Annotated in this window: 6 protein-coding genes; 1 reads left to right on the top strand and 5 read right to left on the bottom strand. The window is 68.3% G+C overall.

Going from position 1 to position 5088, the window contains the following annotated elements; all coding sequences use genetic code 11:
- Positions 1 to 66 precede the first annotated feature (66 nt).
- The 5 genes from Q4I23_RS30350 to Q4I23_RS30330 form a co-directional block, all read right to left on the bottom strand.
- Complete coding sequence (locus Q4I23_RS30350; RefSeq protein WP_145675807.1) at positions 67 to 969, bottom strand: RNA polymerase factor sigma-32; 903 nt, start codon at positions 967 to 969, stop codon at positions 67 to 69.
- A 273-nt stretch (positions 970 to 1242) separates the two neighbouring features.
- Entirely contained in the window at positions 1243 to 2058 is an 816-nt protein-coding gene (locus Q4I23_RS30345) for a hypothetical protein (protein ID WP_014238738.1), read from the bottom strand.
- A 199-nt stretch (positions 2059 to 2257) separates the two neighbouring features.
- Positions 2258 to 2758, bottom strand: coding sequence for a CarD family transcriptional regulator (locus Q4I23_RS30340; protein ID WP_014238739.1), 501 nt, complete (start codon positions 2756 to 2758; stop codon positions 2258 to 2260).
- Positions 2759 to 3077: 319 nt separating this feature from the next.
- Positions 3078 to 3410 carry a ferredoxin FdxA gene (gene fdxA / locus Q4I23_RS30335; RefSeq protein ID WP_014238741.1) on the bottom strand — a complete coding sequence of 111 codons (333 nt, stop codon included), beginning with the start codon at positions 3408 to 3410 and terminating at the stop codon, positions 3078 to 3080.
- A 145-nt stretch (positions 3411 to 3555) separates the two neighbouring features.
- Complete coding sequence (locus Q4I23_RS30330; RefSeq protein ID WP_237904693.1) at positions 3556 to 4479, bottom strand: LysR family transcriptional regulator; 924 nt, start codon at positions 4477 to 4479, stop codon at positions 3556 to 3558.
- Between the two features lie 131 nt (positions 4480 to 4610).
- Here Q4I23_RS30330 and Q4I23_RS30325 point away from each other — a divergent pair.
- A partial coding sequence (locus Q4I23_RS30325; protein WP_498528683.1) for a YbfB/YjiJ family MFS transporter occupies positions 4611 to 5088 on the top strand: 478 nt, incomplete at its 3' end.

Here is a 5088-nt window from a genome sequence, read left to right as displayed (position 1 = left end):
GTTATAGTCTCGTGGGCTCGGAGATGTGTATAAGAGACAGGGGTTAGGGAGGGGGCAACAGCCCTCTCACGCGTCCGCCAGCAGATCCCCGAACCCTTCCACCCGCTTCAGCATCGACTGGCGCAGCTTCAGCAGGGCGCGGTGTTCGAGCTGGCGCACCCGCTCCTTGCTCACCCCCAGTTCGCGGCCCAGCTGCTCCAGGGTGGCGCCCTCCTCGCGCAGGCGGCGTTCCTGGATGATGGTGCGTTCGCGCGGGCTGAGTTCGCCCAGCGCCTCGGCCAGCCATTGGGAGCGGGTGCGGCTGTCGCGCATGCCGATCACCACCTCCTCCGGCGAGGGGCGCTGGTCGGCCAGGAAGTCCTGCCAGTCCTCGTCGGAGCCGTCGGCGACCGGGGAGTTGAGCGACTGGTCGGAGGCGGACAGCCGCATCTCCATCGCCTCCACCTCGGTCACGTCGACCTGGAGTTCGCCGGCGATCCACTCCCGCCCTTCCTTGGTCAGGCCGTTGCCTCCGCCGCTGTTGCCCTGGGTGATGCTCTCGATGCGGGCGCGCAGGCGGCGCAGGTTGAAGAACAGCGACTTCTGAGCGGCGGTGGTGCCGGTGCGGACAATGGACCAGTTGCGCAGGATGTAGTCCTGCATGGCCGAGCGGATCCACCAGGCCGCGTAGGTGGAAAAACGCACCTCGCGGTCCGGCTCGAACCGGCTGGCCGCCTGCATCAGCCCGACATTGCCCTCCTGAACGAGGTCGCCCATGGGCAGGCCGTAGTTGCGGAACCGCGCGGCGGTCGCCACCACCAGCCGGGTGTAGGCGCGGACCAGTTCGTGAAGGGCCCGTTCGTCACCGCCCTCGCGCCATTTGCGGGCGAGATCGAATTCGTGATCGCGCGTCAGCAGAGGCTCACGCATGGAAGCCTTGATGAAACTCAGATTCGCGCGCTGAGTCTCGGGATCGTCGATGTAGGCCATACGTCCCTTCCTTCCCGTCTGGGCGGCCGCGTTTCAGGCTGCTCGTGCCCTGTGCTGCGGAGTCCGAAGGGACAGGCCCCCTCAGGTCCAATGATCCGTCGGTTCACCATGGCCGGTTCGCCTCGGATTGCCGACGGTTGGGACAACAGCCGTTCCCCTCGCCCTGTTGCACGTCATACGCAGCACAAGACGTTTCGGATCATCCGCACCGGAAGGGATTCGGTGGCGGAGGCCGAGGGGATGGGTAAGACGGTTAGGAAAAAGGGAGATGGGTCAGACCTGGAACAGGTCCAGGATCTCACCCGAAGGCGACAGGCATCCACAAACGAGGTGCCCACCCAACCCGCAATTGCCGTCCAGGGTCGCCACGCGGTCGGTCACCGCCACGCCCTTGCGGGCCGGGTCGTAGCCCCGCACGACGCGGGCGAAACCGCCGTAAGGCTCTGACATCTGGGCGAAACCGGGCGCGCCCCACCAGAAGGCGTCGCCCTGGTGGTTCAGCGGGCGGCGAATGTCCACGCCGGCGCTGACCAACAGCACGCCGCCCTCCCCGCTCTCCGGACCGGTGCAGTAGGCGGCGCGGCGCAGGGTGTTGAACACATTTTCGTGACCGGGCTGCGCGTGCATCGCCTGACGCAGCCCTTGGGTCCAGCGGCCGAGCGTCATGGTGCCGCCGCGGGCCGCCGCCATGCCCTGCTCCACCGTGCCGCCATAGGCGGCCAGCGTGGCCCCCGCCCCGTGGCGGGTCATCCAATCGAGCACCTGCTGCGGGTCGGGCGCGAACTGGAGCTGGAGCAGCTTGTGCCACATCTCCTCCTGCGCGCCGCGCAGATAGACGATGTCGCCGGCCTCCATGCCCCGCCAGCTCAGCAGCCAGGTGCGGAAGGCCAGCAGGGCGTCCACCGTCTCCAGCACCCGCTCGCCCCAGCCGACCATGTTGCCGAGATAGACGAGCCGGTCGCCGGGCAGGAAGCGCGCCGCGATCACCTCATGCACGGCGTGGAGATGGTCCGTCTGCGCGTGGATCGAGCCGACGGCCCAGATGCGCCGCGGGTTTCGGAGATCGATGAATTTCTGCGCTTCAGACATGCCGGAGACGCTCACCCCATCCAGCGGTCACGGACCGGCCCAGAACAGGCCGGGGGCGGGAGTGTAGGCGCCGCGCAGGCCCGGCGAAAGACGAAAACTTAAGACAAAGGCGCGGCCAAAGCGCCGCGCCTTCATCGTCAACATCACACTCTCGAACCGGTTCCCGTCCCCCGAACCGGGAAACGGGCTCGGACCGGAATCAGGCGGCCTTCTTCAGGACCAGCTCCAGCCGCTCGGTGGCCTTGGTCTCGTCGATCTTCTCGACGGCGGCCAGTTCGCGGGCCAGACGCTCCAGGGCGGCCTGATAGATCTGGCGCTCGCTGTAGGACTGGTCGGACTGGTCGGCGCCGCGGTACAGGTCGCGCACGACCTCCGCGATGGCCACCGGGTCGCCCGAGTTGATCTTGGCCTCATACTCCTGGGCGCGGCGGCTCCACATCGTGCGGCGGACGCGCGAACGGCCCTGCAGCGTCTCCAGGGCGACCTTGATGCGGTCCTTCGTGCTGAGGCGGCGCAGGCCGGCGGCCTTGGCCTTGCCGACCGGAACCTTGAGCGTCATGCGCTCTTTTTCGAACGTGATCGCGTAGAGCTGAACATCCATGCCAGCGATGCTGTGGGTCTCGATTCCCTCGACCCGACCGACGCCATGGGCCGGGTAGACGACGAAGTCACCGGCCTCGAAGTCAAGCTTGTTCGACATTTGGGTTGGCTCTCACTTCTCGCGATCGCGCCATTTTGCCGCCCCGGTGGAGGGGGCGAAAAAGGCCCGGTGACAACGACACACCGTGGGGATGGGGTCCTCCACGCCGCGCACTGTTGCACTGAGCCCTTGGTCTATGGGAAATCCGGCAATGACGCTGAGGCCGGCTCCGGGCGCGTATTATAGCGATGTTACGGCCGGGTTACAAAGGCTACGCGCGGGCAGCCGTCCGGATTCTGACGTTGCCCGCCGATGGCCGACCTGTCGTTTTTGCATGGCGGCAAAAGAATGCCATGCGCCGCAATAGTCCCGACTCCGCTTAGCCGCCGGCCTTCGGGGAGAAGAACTTGTCGAACTTGCCGTCCACGCCCTTCATGGCGTCGGCGTCGGGCAGCGCGTCCTTCTTGCGGGTCAGGTTGGGCCACTGCGCCGCGTAGTCGCGGTTCAGCTCCATCCACTTCTCCGCACGGCCGTCAGTGTCCGGCACGATGGCCTCGGCCGGGCATTCCGGCTCGCACACGCCGCAGTCGATGCATTCATCCGGGTGGATGACCAGCATGTTCTCGCCCTCGTAGAAGCAGTCCACGGGGCAGACCTCGACGCAATCGGTGTACTTGCACTTGATGCAGTCTTCCGTCACGACGTAGGGCATGATTCGTTCTCCGCTGTTCTCGCCAGTTCCGGCGGTGTTCACGCGCCGGGGTTCGAGTCGCTTCGATGGACGCTTCGACTGACGTGCTCGCGCGTGGGTGCGGTCGAGGTCATGAAAGAACCATGGCGCCGACCGCGGCGCTTGCCTAGCACGCCGCCTGAGACGGGATCAACCCCGCCGGTTGTGTGGGCGCAAGCGACGCAGCCCCACCCTCCATATTCCCCTCCGCGACCGCCTCCAGGAAGGTGCGCAGCGCCACCGTCTCCATGGAATCCACCCGCCGGACGAAACGGGTGGGCATACGAGCCAGTTCCGGCGGCAGCGGGCGGGCGGTGAACAGGCCGCGCCAGGGCTCCCGCTCCACCACGACGCGGGGCAGGACGGTGACGCCCATGCCGGCGCCGACGCAGCCCAGGATGGCCTCCAGCGCCCCGAACTCCATCACGCGGTAGGGAACCCGCCCGGCCTCGCGCATCGCCGTCTCGGCCCGCGCGCGGTAGGCGCAGCCGCGCCGAAAGGCCAGAAGGGTGTTCCGCCCGGACTCGCTGGTGATGCCGCTGGCCGGTTCGACCAGCACCAGCTCCTCCTCGAAGACGGGCTGGCTGACCAGTTCGGGATGCTCCACCGCCCCGGAGACGAAGGCGCCGTCGATGCGACCGGCCAGCACCTCCCCCAGCATGGTTTCGGTGGGGCCGGGGACGATGGTCAGATCGACATCCGGATTCTCCGCGTGGAAGCGGGCGAGGATCGGCGGCAGCCGCACGGCGGCGGTGGTCTCCATGGTACCCACGGACAGCCGCCCGCCCCGCCCCGCCGCGTCGGCCACCGCGTCGCGCGCCTGGGCGACGAGGCGCAGCACGCGGTCGGCGTAGTCGGCCAGCACCCGCCCGGCCGGCGTCGGCGCCATGCCGCGGCTGAGCCGCAGGAACAGCGGCACGCCGAGATCCTCCTCCAGACGCTTCAGCCGCGCCGTCACGTTGGACTGGACGCAGTTCAGCGTCTCCGCCGCCCGGCTGACGCTGCCGGTGTCCGCCACCGCTTTCACCACCCGCAGGCCCGCGAGGTCCATCGCCACCCTCCCCGATCCGGACATCTCCCATCACTCACAGTGAAGCATACCATCGAAACAAATCATTAGAAATGAGGGTTCCGTCGCGCGAGGATGGACCCACACGAAAAACGAGCCTGCGGGAGGAAGCCATGGTCCGGGTGCTGATCGGCGGCGTGCTGGTGCTGGTCATCTCCATGGGGGTGGGGCGCTTCGCCTTCACGCCGATTCTGCCGGCGATGCAGGCGGCGACCGGGCTGGGCACCGACGCCGCGGGGCTGCTCGCCTCGCTGAATTATCTCGGCTACTTCCTGGGGGCGCTGGGCGTCGGGCTGGTGCCGCAGGGCGCGGCGCGCACCGCCGTCTTCCGCACCGCGCTGATCGCCAGCGTCACCTCCACCGCCGGCATGGGCTTCACCGAGGGCATGGCGGCCTGGGCCGTGCTGCGCTTCGTCTCCGGGCTGGCCAGCGCCGGCCTGTTCATCCTGGGCATTGCCATGACGCTGGACGCGCTGGCCCGCGCCGGGCGGGAGTCCTGGACCGGCTGGCTCTACACCGGCGTCGGCCTCGGCATCGCGTCGAGCGGCCTGTTCGTCGCCGTGATGGGCGACCGGCTCGGCTGGCGCGGCG

Source organism: Azospirillum sp. UFLA03-27, from assembly GCF_059803775.1.
The sequence above is the reverse complement of the archived record's forward strand: the minus strand, read 5'-3'. Positions and strand labels throughout refer to the sequence as shown.